This window comes from Pseudomonas sp. TH31, assembly GCF_016650815.1.
Taxonomy (GTDB): domain Bacteria; phylum Pseudomonadota; class Gammaproteobacteria; order Pseudomonadales; family Pseudomonadaceae; genus Aquipseudomonas.
This window is the reverse complement of record NZ_JAEKEZ010000002.1, coordinates 1-13530: the sequence shown is the minus strand read 5'-3', so window position 1 is coordinate 13530 and position 13530 is coordinate 1. Positions and strand designations below refer to the sequence as shown.

General features: G+C 57.7%; 13 protein-coding genes and 2 pseudogenes. 8 read left to right on the top strand and 7 right to left on the bottom strand.

The window, feature by feature from the left end:
• Positions 1–352: 352 nt before the first annotated feature.
• Positions 353–1113: pseudogene (locus JFV26_RS01305) on the bottom strand (gamma-glutamyl-gamma-aminobutyrate hydrolase family protein).
• Between the two features lie 280 nt (positions 1114–1393).
• Here JFV26_RS01305 and JFV26_RS01300 point away from each other — a divergent pair.
• The 5 genes and pseudogenes from JFV26_RS01300 (at position 1394) to JFV26_RS01280 (ending at position 7910) form a co-directional block, all read left to right on the top strand.
• Positions 1394–2770: a glutamine synthetase family protein gene (locus JFV26_RS01300; RefSeq protein ID WP_201189043.1), complete on the top strand. Its 1377-nt coding sequence runs from the start codon at positions 1394–1396 to the stop codon at positions 2768–2770.
• Between the two features lie 162 nt (positions 2771–2932).
• Positions 2933–4422 (top strand): annotated as a pseudogene (locus JFV26_RS01295) (aldehyde dehydrogenase).
• Positions 4423–4473: 51 nt separating this feature from the next.
• On the top strand, positions 4474–5757 hold the full coding sequence (locus tag JFV26_RS01290; RefSeq protein ID WP_201189040.1) for an NAD(P)/FAD-dependent oxidoreductase: 1284 nt from the start codon (positions 4474–4476) through the stop codon (positions 5755–5757).
• A gap of 649 nt (positions 5758–6406) precedes the next feature.
• Positions 6407–6955 (top strand): cupin domain-containing protein, encoded by a 549-nt coding sequence (locus JFV26_RS01285; protein ID WP_201189038.1) that lies wholly within the window; start codon positions 6407–6409, stop codon positions 6953–6955.
• A gap of 484 nt (positions 6956–7439) precedes the next feature.
• A complete protein-coding gene (locus JFV26_RS01280) occupies positions 7440–7910 on the top strand; it encodes a GNAT family N-acetyltransferase (RefSeq protein ID WP_201189093.1) in 471 nt (156 codons plus the stop codon).
• 386 nt (positions 7911–8296) lie between these two features.
• On the opposite strand, the gene JFV26_RS01275 is transcribed toward JFV26_RS01280, so the two are convergent.
• The 4 genes from JFV26_RS01275 to JFV26_RS01260 all read right to left on the bottom strand — a co-directional run bounded on the left by JFV26_RS01275 (position 8297) and on the right by JFV26_RS01260 (position 10329).
• Positions 8297–8515 (bottom strand): PLD nuclease N-terminal domain-containing protein, encoded by a 219-nt coding sequence (locus tag JFV26_RS01275; protein ID WP_201189036.1) that lies wholly within the window; start codon positions 8513–8515, stop codon positions 8297–8299.
• A gap of 124 nt (positions 8516–8639) precedes the next feature.
• Entirely contained in the window at positions 8640–9125 is a 486-nt protein-coding gene (locus JFV26_RS01270) for a GNAT family N-acetyltransferase (protein WP_201189035.1), read from the bottom strand.
• 149 nt (positions 9126–9274) lie between these two features.
• The gene (locus JFV26_RS01265) at positions 9275–9868 is read right to left on the bottom strand and encodes a hypothetical protein (protein ID WP_242487714.1); all 594 of its coding nucleotides are present in this window, start codon (positions 9866–9868) and stop codon (positions 9275–9277) included.
• A gap of 41 nt (positions 9869–9909) precedes the next feature.
• Positions 9910–10329: a DNA-binding protein gene (locus JFV26_RS01260; protein ID WP_201189032.1), complete on the bottom strand. Its 420-nt coding sequence runs from the start codon at positions 10327–10329 to the stop codon at positions 9910–9912.
• 131 nt (positions 10330–10460) lie between these two features.
• On the opposite strand from JFV26_RS01260, the gene JFV26_RS01255 reads away from it, so the two are divergent.
• The 3 genes from JFV26_RS01255 (at position 10461) to parS (ending at position 12590) form a co-directional block, all read left to right on the top strand.
• Entirely contained in the window at positions 10461–11408 is a 948-nt protein-coding gene (locus tag JFV26_RS01255; RefSeq protein ID WP_201189030.1) for a tyrosine-type recombinase/integrase, read from the top strand.
• Between the two features lie 234 nt (positions 11409–11642).
• Positions 11643–11924 carry a BPSL0761 family protein gene (locus JFV26_RS01250; RefSeq protein WP_274610313.1) on the top strand — a complete coding sequence of 94 codons (282 nt, stop codon included), beginning with the start codon at positions 11643–11645 and terminating at the stop codon, positions 11922–11924.
• A 189-nt stretch (positions 11925–12113) separates the two neighbouring features.
• Positions 12114–12590: a type II RES/Xre toxin-antitoxin system antitoxin gene (gene parS, locus JFV26_RS01245; RefSeq protein WP_201189028.1), complete on the top strand. Its 477-nt coding sequence runs from the start codon at positions 12114–12116 to the stop codon at positions 12588–12590.
• A 198-nt stretch (positions 12591–12788) separates the two neighbouring features.
• Here parS and JFV26_RS01240 read toward each other — a convergent pair whose 3' ends face one another.
• Entirely contained in the window at positions 12789–12989 is a 201-nt protein-coding gene (locus tag JFV26_RS01240) for a hypothetical protein (RefSeq protein ID WP_201189026.1), read from the bottom strand.
• A 215-nt stretch (positions 12990–13204) separates the two neighbouring features.
• Positions 13205–13426 (bottom strand): DNA-binding protein, encoded by a 222-nt coding sequence (locus JFV26_RS01235; protein WP_342215413.1) that lies wholly within the window; start codon positions 13424–13426, stop codon positions 13205–13207.
• Between the last annotated feature and the right edge of the window lie 104 nt (positions 13427–13530).

Here is a 13530-nt window from a genome sequence, read left to right as displayed (position 1 = left end):
ACTCCCAACAGGTTTCAGTCGTCGGGCCAACGCGGCCTGACTTAATAGTTGATTGCAAGCCTGAGCCTTGCGCTGCCAATCAATCGGAACGCGATCCCTGTAGGAGCTGCCGAAGGCTGCGATCTTTTGACTTTGCTCTTTAAGATCAAAAGATCGCAGGCTTCGCCAGCTCCTACAGGATGTTGCGCATGACTTGATGGCGCGCACTGTTCGGGCTTATTCGGCGCCGCCGTCCTGGCTGCCTGGTAGTACTTGTTGTTATCGCGGTGTGTTGTTGTCGTGAGGGACGGGCGCGCAAATGCACGCCCGCCTGGCCCACGGGGGCAGTAAATGGATCAATGGGTGTTTTACGTCAGCGCGAATTGCGCCGCGCCGCCCGTTGCCGGCACGCGTCGCCAAACGCCTGGAAAATACTCAAATAGGGAGGATTCGAAAGCACCTGCCATTCCGGGTGCCATTGCACACCGACGGCGAAGGTCGGGCTGTGGTCCACCGAGATCGCTTCGATCAAACCGTCCGGCGCGACAGCTTCGGCGCGCAGGCCGGGAGCGAGTCGGTCGATGCCCTGGCTGTGAATCGAGTTCACCTGGAACACCTTGGGCAAATCCAGCGCTTCGAACACACCGCCCGGTTGCACAGTGACCGCATGAGCCGGTGCGTACTGCACCGCCAACTGCGGACTGTCCGCCTCACGATGATCGAGCATGCCGGGCAATTCGTGGACCTTCTGATGCAGGCTGCCGCCGAACGCCACGTTCATTTCCTGAAAGCCGCGGCAGATGCCCAGTACCGGCACGCCGGCGGCAATCGCTGCACGCAATAAAGGAAGGGTCGTGGCATCCCGGCCGGATCGTGATCCGTGCCGGGTGCGCTGGCGGGGCCTTGATAGTGGAAGGGTTCCACATTCGAGGGTGAGCCGGTCAGCAGCAGACCGTCGAGCTGCGCAAGCAGGTCCTCGATTTCGGTCAATTCGCCTAAGGAAGGAATAACGACGGGCAGCCCCAGAGCCGCGACGCTGACAGCACGCAAGTACTTGTCGCCGCTGATGTGGTAGGGGTGCAGGCCAATCTGTTTGACGCACGCTGTAACGCCGATCAATGGCTTGAATGCCATTTTTATCACCTCGAAGTTTCACACTTGAACGAGCTTTTCCGGAGCTTAGCCTTGTTGATTTTAATTAACAACTCTCATGTAAAAAATTCTAAACGCCGGTCGTCCGATCCTCAGCATTTACACGGTGTGCAAGGCTCTCATGGCACTCTCGCCCCCATAAAAGGCCCGAAAATAAAGGTTGAAAGGCCAAGTGTTCTCTATTGACTTCACTTTGTCTTTCGGATTGACTGGGCTCGTGAACATGAAGTGAACATAATAATTAACAGCTAATAGGTGCATCATGTCGGTCCCTCTGCGTGCCGTTCAACTCAACGAAGCAAACGCATTCCTTAAGAAATATCCTGAGGTTTTGTACGTCGACCTTCTGATTGCGGATATGAACGGTGTGGTGCGCGGCAAGCGCATCGAACGCACCAGTCTTCATAAGGTTTACGAAAAAGGCATTAACCTCCCGGCGTCGCTGTTTGCTCTGGACATCAACGGGTCTACGGTGGAAAGCACCGGCCTGGGTCTGGACATCGGCGACTCAGACCGAATCTGCTTCCCCATCCCCAATACCCTCAGCATCGAGCCGTGGCAGAAGCGCCCAACCGCGCAACTGTTAATGACCATGCACGAACTTGAAGGCCAACCGTTCTTCGCTGACCCTCGCGAAGTGCTGCGTCAGGTGGTGAGCAAGTTCGATGACATGGGCCTGACGATCTGCGCAGCCTTTGAACTCGAGTTCTACCTGATCGACCAGGACAACGTGAACGGTCGTCCGCAATCGCCACGCTCGCCGGTCTCCGGCAAGCGCCCGATGTCGACCCAGGTGTACCTGATCGACGACCTCGACGAATACGTCGATTGCCTGCAAGACATCCTCGAAGGCGCGAAAGAGCAGGGCATTCCTGCGGACGCCATCGTCAAGGAAAGCGCCCCGGCGCAGTTCGAAGTGAACCTGCATCACGTCTCTGACCCGATCAAGGCCTGCGACTACGCGGTGTTGCTCAAGCGTCTGGTGAAGAACATCGCCTACGACCACGAGATGGACACCACCTTCATGGCCAAGCCGTATCCGGGCCAGGCGGGTAATGGTCTGCACGTGCACATTTCGATTCTCGACAAAGAAGGCAACAACATCTTTGCCAGCGAGGATCCCGAGCAGAACGCCGCACTGCGTCACGCGATCGGCGGTGTGCTCGAGACCCTGCCGGCGCAGATGGCGTTCCTGTGCCCGAACGTCAACTCGTATCGCCGCTTCGGCGCGCAGTTCTATGTCCCGAACTCGCCAAGCTGGGGCATCGACAACCGTACGGTGGCGGTCCGTGTGCCGACAGGTTCCGCGGATTCGGTGCGCATCGAGCACCGCGTTGCGGGGGCCGACGCCAACCCGTACCTGTTGATGGCCTCGGTCCTGGCCGGTATTCACCACGGCCTGACCAACAAAATCGAGCCTGGCCCACCGGTCGAAGGCAACAGCTACGAGCAGAACGAGCAGAGCCTGCCGAACAACCTGCGCGATGCATTGCGCGAGCTGGACGACAGCGAAGTCATGGCCAAATACATCGACCCGCTCTACATCGACGTGTTTGTGGCGTGCAAGGAAAGCGAGCTGGCCGAGTTCGAGAACTCCATCTCCGACCTTGAGTACAACTGGTATTTGCACACGGTCTAACGGCCAGTGAATCACCCAGTAGGAGCTGCCGAAGGCTGCGATCTTTTGACTTTGCTTTTTAAGGTCAAGATCAAAAGATCGCAGCCTTCGGCAGCTCCTACCGGGGATTGCACTCCAGGTTTTAACAGACGATCACTTATTCCTCTGCGTCGAGTCACAACAATGACAAACACTCGCAGCGACTGGGAACAACGCTTCCAGTCCTTAACTATTGAAGGCCGGGCCTTTATCGATGGCCAATACCGCACGGCACTGAGCGGTGACACCTTCGAATGCATCAGCCCGGTAGACGGCCGTTTCCTGGCCAATGTCGCCAGCACCGACGAAGCCGACGCCAATGCGGCGGTCGCCGTCGCTCGGCAAACCTTCGAGTCCGGTATCTGGGCCAAATTGGCCCCGGCCGAACGCAAGCGCATCCTGATCCGTTTCGCCGACCTGATCCTGGCCAACCAGGAAGAACTGGCCCTGCTCGAAACCCTCGACATGGGCAAGCCGATCAGCGACTCCATGGGCATCGACATCCCGGCGACCGCCAACGCGATCCGCTGGAGCGCCGAAGCCATCGACAAGATCTACGACGAAGTCGCGGCCACTCCGCACGACCAGTTGGGCTTGATCACTCGTGAACCCACCGGCGTTGTCGCGGCCATCGTGCCGTGGAACTTCCCGTTGATCATGGCCAGCTGGAAGTTCGCTCCGGCGCTGGCGGCAGGCAACTCGTTCATCCTCAAGCCTTCGGAAAAATCGCCATTGACCGCGATTCGTATCGCGCAACTGGCGCTGGATGCGGGCATCCCGAAAGGCGTGTTCAACGTCCTGCCGGGCTATGGTCACACCGTCGGCAAGGCGCTGGCGTTGCACATGGACGTCGACGTGCTGGCCTTCACCGGCTCGACCGCGATTGCCAAGCAACTGCTGATTTACGCCGGGCAAAGCAACATGAAACGCGTTTGGCTCGAAGCTGGGGGGAAGAGTCCAAACGTGGTGTTCGCCGACGCGCCGGATTTGCGCGCGGCAGCACAAGCAGCGGCCGGGGCGATTGCTTTCAACCAGGGCGAAGTCTGCACCGCAGGCTCCCGTTTGCTGGTGGAGCGTTCGATTCGCGAGCCGTTCATTGCGCTGCTGGTGGACGCGCTGCAAGCCTGGAAACCAGGGCACGCCCTCGATCCGGATACCACCGTCGGCGCCGTGGTCGATCAGCGTCAACTGGACAACGTGTTGCGTTACATCCAGATCGGCAAAGACCAGGGCGCGCAACTGATCGCGGGCGGCAGCCGCACCCTCGAAGCCACCGGTGGCCTGTACGTGGAGCCGGCGATTTTCGACGGCGTGACCAACGCCATGACCATCGCCCGGAAGAAATCTTCGGCCCGGTGCTGTCGCTGATCACCTTCGACACCGAGGAAGAAGCGCTGGCGATTGCCAACGACAGCATCTTCGGCCTGGCCGCAGGTGTCTGGACCAGCAACCTGAGCAAGGCTCACACCTTCGCTCGCGGCTTGCGTGCCGGCAGCGTCTGGGTCAACCAGTACGACGGCGGCGACATGACCGCGCCGTTCGGCGGGTTCAAGCAGTCGGGTAACGGTCGGGACAAATCGCTGCATGCGTTCGACAAATACACCGAACTCAAAGCGACCTGGATCAAGCTCTAATACTTCTACAACGGCGGTCGCAGGCTGAGCCTGCGGCCATCGGAGAAACCTATGAAACAAACGCATGTAAACAGCTACTACGCCGCCACCCGTAACTTCACCGGCGACTTTCCGGTGCTTGAAGAACGGGTGGAGTGTGACGTCTGCATCATCGGCGCCGGTTACACCGGCTTGTCCTCGGCACTGTTCCTTGCCGAAGCCGGCTACAGCGTCACCGTGCTCGAAGCCGCCAAAGTCGGTTTCGGCGCCAGCGGTCGCAACGGCGGCCAACTGGTCAATTCCTACAGCCGCGACGTCGACGTGATCGAAGAACGCTACGGCGACAAGACTGCCGAAGTCCTAGGCAGCATGATCTTCGAAGGCGCCGACATCATCCGCCAGCGCATCCAGCACTACGACATCCAGTGCGACTACAAGCCCGGCGGCATTTTCGCTGCGCTGAACAAGAAGCAACTCAAAGGCCTGGCCGAGCAAAAAAGCAGCTGGGAACGCTACGGCAACAAAAACCTGAAAATGCTCGACGCGGCAGACATCCAGCGTGAAGTCGGTTGCGACAACTACGTCGGCGGCCTGCTCGACATGCAGGGCGGCCACATCCACCCGCTGAACCTGGCGCTCGGCGAAGCCTCGGCGATCATCGGCCTGGGCGGCAAGATCTACGAACAATCGGCGGCGGTGGAAATCACCTATGGCGAACCGATCACCGTGCGCACCGCCAAAGGCGTGGTCCGCGCCAAGTACCTGCTGATCGCCGGTAACGCCTACCTGCCGCAAGACCTCGACAACCGCGTAACCCGTAAAAGCATGCCCTGCGGCTCGCAAATCGTCGTCACCGAACCGTTGTCCGAGAAGGTTGCGCGCAGCCTGATCAAAAACAACTACTGCGTCGAAGACTGCAACTACCTGCTCGACTACTACCGCCTCACGGCCGATAACCGCTTGCTGTACGGCGGCGGGGTGGTCTACGGCGCCCGCGAACCGGACGACATCGAGCAACTGATCAAGCCGAAAATCCTCAAGACCTTTCCGCAACTCAAGGACGTGAAGATCGACTACCGCTGGACCGGCAACTTCCTGCTGACCATGTCGCGCATGCCGCAATTCGGCCGCATCGAGAAAAACGCCTACTACATGCAAGGCTACAGCGGCCACGGCGTCACTTGCTCGCACCTGGCCGGCAAACTGATCTCGGAAATGATCCGTGGCGACGCCGAACGCTTCGACGCCTTCGCATCCTTACCGCATATGCCAATGTTCGGCGGCCGGACCTTCCAGGCCCCGCTCACCGCCATGGGTGCCGCGTACTACGCACTGCGCGATCGGTTCGGCATCTAGCTCTACCCCGTAGGAGCAAAGCTTGCTCGCGAAGAGGCCAGCCCATTCAACATCAATGCTGAATGACCCACCGCCTTCGCGAGCAAGCCCGCTCCCACACGGATCAATGCCAGAAGACCAACCCTGTAGGAGCAAAGCTTGCTCGCGAAGAGGCCAGCCCATTCAACATCAATGCTGAATGACCCACCGCCTTCGCGAGCAAGCCCGCTCCCACACGGATCAATGCCAGAAGACCAACCCTGTAGGAGCAAAGCTTGCTCGCGAAGAGGCCAGCCCATTCAACATCAATGCTGAATGACCCACCGCTTTCGCGAGCAAGCCCGCTCCCACACGGATCAATGCCAGAAGACCAACCTTGTAGGAGCAAAGCTTGCTCGCGAAGAGGCCATATCAGCCACCACCGATACCGCCTGAAACAGCGCAATCCCAAGCAAATCCACCGCAAAATTCACGCACCAAAACCGACCAGCACCAGGCCCGCCAGCCTTTTTCACCCACCACCCATCGAAGCTGCTGAGCAACACGAACAAACGTGATTTAATACCCGCCTTTCACTTTTCCGGGACAGGGAAGCGGTGTTCCTCGCGGCCAAAAGTCGCCCGCCATCCACCCCCATAACCCCCTTAAGTACTTCACACATAAGGCTGTCATGGACACGGGCTCACGACTCAAATTAGTACGCGAAAGCTACAAAATGTCCCAGCGCGAGCTGGCCCGGCGTAGCGGCGTCACCAATGCCACCATCTCCCTGATCGAACAGAATCGCGTCAGTCCCTCCGTCAGTTCCCTCAAAAAACTGCTCGAAGGCATTCCCATGTCTTTGGCGGACTTCTTTACCTTCGATCAACCACCGCGTGAACATCAGTACGTGTTTCGCGCCAATGAACAGCCAGACCTCGGCCGGCACGGGTTGCGGTTGTTGCTGATTGGCGCCTCGGTGCCGAGCCGGCAGATGCGCTTGTTGCGCGAGCAGTACGCGCCTGGGGCGAGTTCGGGGGAAGAGCCGATTGTGCACTCCGAAGGTGAGGAGTGTGGGCTGGTGACCCGAGGGACGGTTGAGTTGACAGTGGATGGGCAGATTAGTGTGCTGAACGCGGGGGATGGCTATTACTTTCCGACGACGCTGCCGCATCGGTTTCGGAATATCGGGGCGGATGAGGCGGAGATTATCAGTGCCAACACCCCTGCAAACTTCTGATCTTTAAACATGTAGTCGTGCACCCGATCAGCCTGGAGAAATCAGCGCCAGGCTGTTTCCTGGCAAAACATGAAAGTGTGTGATGAGAGTCATTATTGCGTTGTTGTTGATGCTGGCGGGTACGCTCATGCCGGTTGTTTCAGCATCAGCGACAGTGACCAACGCAAACTGTGCGAAGCCAAAACAGGCAATGGTCGCTGCGGGAGTATCGACGATGCTGACTTGCGTAATGAGTGTGAAAGTTACAAGCGCTGATTGAACGCAGATACACAGTCACATTGTTGGATTGACAGGCCGGAACGTCCGAAACACTATCGTCCCATGATCTATACACGCCGTATGAACATGATGTGTTCCTCCATGACCGCTTCCGGCGGGCCATGAGGTCACGCGTTCATAGCATTTGACGTAAGTACCCAAAGCCCCGCCAGAAATGGACGGGGCTTTTTAGTTCTTCGTCCACGGATGGCTAATGGAGAATGAAATGATTGAGATCAGACGCGCCACGTCAAGCGATGCCGAAACGGCATTCGACATCCGCCTGCAAGCGATACGGCACCAGTGCATCGGCGCCTATACCGAGCAGCAGATGCTCGCCTGGACAGCAGGCGCCGCCAAGGACGGGTACGACGGCTTGATGGAAAAGCACTTTTATCTGGGTTGTATTGAAGGTGCGCCGGTGGCGACAGGCATGCTTGATCTGGAGCGCAATGAAATCGGTGCGATCTTTGTGCTGCCGGGTTTTATGGGGCAGGGCATTGGGTTGAAAATCCTGAATTACCTGGAAGGTTTGGCGCGGGATTTGGGGCTGGAGGAGGTCAATCTCGACGCTACGCTGAACGCCGCTGACTTTTACCGGCGGTACGGTTTTGTGGGGGATGCGCCTGCCATTTACCATTCGCCTTCGGGGCTTCAGTTGGCTTGTGTGCCGATGGTGAAAGGGCTTTTGCTTTAATTGGGGTAAACAACAGGTCATGAAAACCCGCGGTAACGCGAGTTTTTACGACTCGAATTTGGTCACGGCCCCTTAGGGGTATCAAAACCCACGTTGTAAGTCCTCAAGAGAAGAAGAGTTGTATAAATCGGGCAGTGCGAAATGTCCTGGGAAATTGGGGGCGGGATTTCGGGGGGCGCAGCCCAACAGCGGTAAGCCTCGTCAGCATAAAGGGTGTTTTCCTACGCGTTTTTCGGACGTGAAGATCAAAGGATCGCAGCCTTCGGCAGCTCCTACGCCGATTGGGGGATGGCGGATCGCTTGGCGAGTCAGGTAGAAATAAAAAAGCCCCGAATCACCGGGGCTTTGTTCCTTTGAATTTTCACAGTGCTCAGATCGGTATCGGGTTATTGCCTGGCCTGCGGTGAATGCGGGTCGTGCTCCACGTGTTTCGGTCCGGCGAAGGCCCACAGGATGAGCCCAATCAACGGCACGAACACGATCACCACGATCCACACGCCTTTGTTGTCCACTTTTCCCGTGCTTTTGACCACCCTGTTGATTGCCCACAGTTCAACCAGCAAAAGCACTGCGGCGAGTACGATCCAGATCGTTTCGATTTGCATTAGCCACCTCCTGTTAGTCATTGCGTTAGGCGGGCGGTGGCGGGCAGGGTTCATTTTATTGGTGTGCAAAGCTCCACCAACTTCTCGCGCTTTGGTGCGTACAGCACACAGACTCGTTTGTTTCTCAGCTCCGTACAGACCAAAGCATTGTCTGAACCCTGATATGCGGGTGACTGGCTAACGGTTCCCATTCATCGATGAAGGAAAACCCCTGCCTTAGATAGAAGCTCGAGGCTCTGGCATTGTCTGGAGCTACGTCCAGAAAAACATGAGCGTGGCCTTTTTCAATCGCGCGCGACTTAACGGCCTCAACCAGCTGAGTGGCCACGCCAGAGCCCTGCTCGGCAGGTTCAACCCACATTCCGATCAAGTTATAGCGATCGGCTTGACTGACCGCGGCACCGATCATGCCTATCGGTTTGGCTTCCTTGAGGGCCAACCAGAACTGCGTTCCAGTGACTGACGAGGCGCGTTCTTTCCATTGTTCGTCGGTGTAATCGGCGGCGGTTTGGTAACTCACACCAAACGCTGTCGGCGCGTCCAGCAGCGCCGCGAGGCGGACGTGTTTCAACAGCATCCAGTCTTTTTCTTCCGTGAATCGAATGTCCATGATCTTCCTGAATGAGAGCGAAACTGTATCGCCGTATAAGAATGTTAAAGTAGAAAATGCCGTGTCACAAAGGTCAACGCCTAAGCATTCCCCCGTCGATCTAGCAATACCAAAGAGTAAAAAAGGGGGGCAGATCCATTTTTTGAAAATTAAGCTGTCGCCCTTTGGTAGTGACTCAACGCTGATGTATCCAATGCTTGCCACGCCGGGGCATTATCCAGTTGATCTTTCGCCAGCCAGAGTCCGGCGCTCGGGCGCAGGTCTTCGGCGGGGAGTGCCAGCAGCTCGCTCAACTTCATCACCTCGACTGAGCCGCGGTCTCTTTCGTCCTCGGCTTCCCAGTCGCGCAGAAACAGACGCACCTTCAACACCTCGGCATTAAAACTTTGAAACTGCGGTCGATTGCGCAGCCATTGGGGTGAATACCTCAAGGTTCGCTCCTGAACATCCAACAGCAAGATCCGCCATGCCATGCGACCTCTGTGGTCATCGTCGACGTCGGTGTGGAGCCGAGTCAAAGCAAGATAACGGGCATCCTCGGACCAGATCATCGAAGGCGCGAGATCGCTGATCGCGCAACCAGACGCCGTCAACAAACGCCCGTGCAGGCGTGGGCTCTGGACGCGCAGCCAACTGTTGGCGTATTCGGTTTCACAGCCGAACAGCCACGCGGCATCTTTATCCATCGGGGCTGGCTGGATGAAGTTTCCATCGGCTATCGCCGATTGCGGCTGCTTAACCATGCGCCAGTCGGGGAGGGCGGTCAGGCCTTGTGGGCTGACATTCAGCTCACACCACTCAAAGTAAAGTCGCGAGTCCTGTCGATACTGGCAAATTCATTTGTCTGGGCGGCGATCGTTGCCAAGGCTTGATCCAGGCGTTCGCGTAGCTGCGCCTGCTCCTGCTGATAGGTCATCTGCTGCCGATCGAGTTGCATACGTTCTTCAGCCACTGCCTCTTGCGCCTGCTGAGTCAACCGCTCGGCTAGACTCGTTACCAGTGTGAGCATTTCCTCACTGACGGTCGGAAGCGGTGCCTGGTTGGCGGCTCCGTTGAGTTCTTTCAGGTAGCGCTGGATCGTGCTCTTCGAACCTGTATTGCCCAGCTCGACCCGTACCAGGTCAATGCTGGGATGCAGCCCGCGGGCCAGCAGGGCGTCACGCGCGGCGTGCACCAGAGCTTTGTTGATACCGCCGCGGGCCATGTCAGGAGCTCCTGTGGGATTCCCGGATGTTATGCAGTATGGCGCATGCTGATTGACTTGCCTGAGCTCTCGCCGCCATCAGGACGGTTAGCGTTGTGGTGGGTGAACTCCGCTGTGTAGGAGGGCAGGGTATGAGCACAGCCGCAGAGCGTTACCTGCAAGCGGCGCGCCGGGAAAGTACAGTTCGGCGTTACCAGCAAGCTTTGGCGCATTACGAAGTGAGCTGGGGCGGTTTTTTGCCCGCCTCCAGCGAAAGTATCGTGCGTTACCTGGCCGAGCACGCTGACCTGTCCATCAATACCTTGCGCGGCAATCTGGCGGCCCTGGCACGCTGGCATCTGAACCACGGTTTTGTCGATCCCACCAAGGCCCCGCAAGTGCGGGACGTGTTGCGCGGCATTCAAGCCTTGCACCCGCGGCCAGTGCGTCAGGCCGAACCGTTGCAGCTAAGGGAATTGGAGCAGTGTGTGACGGCCCTGCAGTTGGAGGAGGCATCGTCCAACCTGGCCGTACGCCTGCGTGCCGGCCGCGATCGGGCCTTGCTGTTGCTGGGCTTTTGGCGCGCCTTTCACAGTGACGATTTGTGTTGTCTACGCATTGAAACCAACCAGTTGGTGCCGGGTGAAGGCTTGAGCCTGTTTCTCTCCAGCAGCAAATCCGACCGTGAGCATCAGGGCCGCACCGTCAGTGTGCCGGCGCTAAAACGACTGTGCCCGGTACAGGCGTACGAGGAGTGGTTGAGCCCCAGCCAATTGCAGCAGGGGCCGGTGTTTTGTGGCATCCATCGCTGGGGGTATCTCTCCGCTGAGGCGCTGCACCCTTACAGCGTGGCGCGGGTGTTGCGTCGGGCGTTGACCCGTAGTGGTGTCGCCGGGGATCGCTATAGCGGCCACTCGCTGCGCCGCGGCTTTGCCACTTGGGCCACGCGCAATCAATGGTGCCCGAAAGCCCTGATGGAGTATGTCGGTTGGCGGATGTGCACAGCGCCATGCGCTACGTGGAGGCGGATGCACCATTCGGCGACTGGCGGCGTGATCCGGCTGAGTCAAAATGACTGCGTGGCGACGATTTCGTACTGAGTTACGGCCTACGTTATTACAGCTGTACAACGTGACTGATTGGCGATTGCGGTGAGTGGTTTAACGGGTTTGAGAATGCAGGGTTCTCAAACCCCATGGATTTTTTTGCACTCAGAGGCTCGATTGGCTGTACGCCGAGGAGGAGAGGGGGGGATTCACGAAAAGCCCGCGCCGATCCCGGCGATAGACTCAATGTGGCGTCTTGGTTTAGGTGTAGGCTTAAGGTGATTTACAGTGCAAAAAAACTTCGTCGGACGCCATCAAGCGCAGAGCGGCCGGACGGTGCACGGTTCGTGCGAGGAGGACATCATGACAATGCCCAACGCACTCATTCAGACGCGAGACCTTCTGGTCGAGCTGGCGCAAGATCCCACGCTTTCAGCATCAATTCGACGTCAGGCCCGCCAGCTGTTACGGCATTATCCCAATGCAAACGAGATCCTGCGGGCAGGGCCGCTCGAAGAGCGAAGAGTCGACCGACTGACCGAGCCCTTCCTGAGCGCGAGTATCGATTGACCGCAGTGGCTACTCATCATCGGTCCAAAGCTATTGATCCTGAGCCATTGATACGCATAGGGGAAATGGCTCCGTCTGCTTATCGACCTTGTGCGCTATGGAGTTGCACCAGCACTCGATAGCCGTTCCGGTTAGGCAGGCGTTAGCCCATCTTTCAGTTGTCGGGAAATTAATGTGGAGGGCGTCCGGATGGGTACTTCAACTGCGTCTCGACGTCCGGGAAAAAAGCAAGAGGTGGCCCGAGAGGAGGGCATCGCGGCCTTTTGGCGATTCAGTTCCAATCAAGAGTCGCTGACGGATTCGGAGCGGCTGCACCAAATAAAAGTAGGGTTTCCCGCTGACCTCATCCATGCTTTTCGTTTGGCCTTCGACCTTCAAGACCGTCACCTGGAAACGTTGCTCAATGCATCAATTTCCACACTTGAACGACGGCGGCGTGCGCACAAAAACCTTGATCCTGTGGCCTCCGAACGTTTGGACAGAATTGCTGTGGTCAGTCACTTGGCCGAGGAGATATTAGAGACACAAGTGACTGCCGCACATTGGATGTCGACACCGAATAAAGCGCTCGGAGGGACTGCACCGATCATGCTCTGCGAAACTAATATAGGGGCCAAACAAGTTCGCCGTGTCCTTCAGGCCCTTGAGTGGGGAGGTCCAGTCTGATGAGGGTATGGCGAGGTGGACGCTGTTAGGGAAAGGAATCTTTCCACTAAACGTATAAAACAGCCGCAAGGACAATAATTGTTTACTTAAACCTAAAGCTCTACGCACAGCCTAAGCAGCGCGCCAGGTACGAAATGCAGCCACCGAGCCCCCCACCGATCGCATCGGAATTTACCAGCATTCCCACAGTGAAGACTGTCAGAGAACTGCTCTAAGCTGCTGCTCGACCTGCTGAGCTTCCTGCTCCAGGGTGTGGCGTTGCTCCTTGCCAGCGTCGCGAAAATGCAGCAGGGATTCACGGGCATGGGCGCTGGTCTCGCTCAGGGTTTGCAACTGGCTCTGCTTTTCGGCCAGTTGCGGGAGTAGCTCCTGTACTTTGGCCTGCAGCGTCGCCGTCAACTGCTGCTCGCTCGTCAATTGCGTGCGAAGCGACTCCTTTTGTGTTCGTGCCTGTGCGAGTTCGTCACTCAGGTCGCTGACTTGAATCTTTCACGGTTCCTGCTCGTTGCTCTGGCGCGACAGCGCTGTGCGCAACACGGCGCGCTCTTGGTCAAATTGCTCGCGCGCGCCAGTGTCTCTTCGGCCTCCTGGGCCAACTCGTCGACCAACTTGATTCACCACCGCCAGCAGCGGAACGCGGAGACGTTCTTGTGGGCTGAGCGAAACACTGTCGCTGTCTGCTGCAACTCCTTGGGGTAGCGGGCAATGGTGGTCTTCGAACCGGTGTTGCCGAGTTCGATGCGTACCGCATCGATAGTCGGTTTACGCCCGCGTTGGAGCAAAGCCGTGCAGGCCTCTTTGACCAGTGCCTTGTTAATTGCGAAATTGCACTCCACTTGACCACCCGTTTGCATTCGACCTAACCAGTCATATGCATTCGTTCTGACCACCGATTGTATCGGATTTGACTAGCACGCTTTGTAACCATGATCGGCAGAGA